The organism is Virgibacillus sp. M23 (assembly GCF_034190895.1).
Classification (GTDB): Bacteria; Bacillota; Bacilli; order Bacillales; family Amphibacillaceae; genus Virgibacillus; species Virgibacillus salarius.
Map to the genome: position 1 here is coordinate 1 of NZ_JAWDHA010000385.1, position 382 is coordinate 382.

Annotated in this window: 1 pseudogene; it reads left to right on the forward strand. The window is 39.5% G+C overall.

The window, feature by feature from the left end:
• Positions 1-273: 273 nt before the first annotated feature.
• Positions 274-382, forward strand: a pseudogene (locus RVS70_RS23130) (DUF485 domain-containing protein); the annotation flags it as partial.

Genomic DNA, 382 nt, shown 5'->3' on the forward strand with positions numbered 1-382 from the left:
CATAAAGAGGTGATGCGAATATGATAACCGTGCTCTGATAAACAGCAGCTTTGCTGAGAAGAAGCTGCATTCGGTAAGTTTTTGAAAGCAAACTCGTTTATACACGGCCGAGCTTGAAAACCTTCGCCTGTCTTTATACCACTGTGTTCACCTCTTCACGACTTCCTTCTTTTTTCATACTCCAGGTATAGTTCAACGCATAAATCAGACTTTCAGTACATACCTATTGGTGTACCTTTTTGCTTACGTATAGCGAATAAAAGGAGGAAAGCCATGTACAAAGCTGATTACAATCAGATTGCTGCAACGCCGTCTTTCCAAGCTTTTTTAAAGCAGAAACGTGCTTTTATTGTTCCTTCTGCGATTTTCTTTTTTGTCTTTT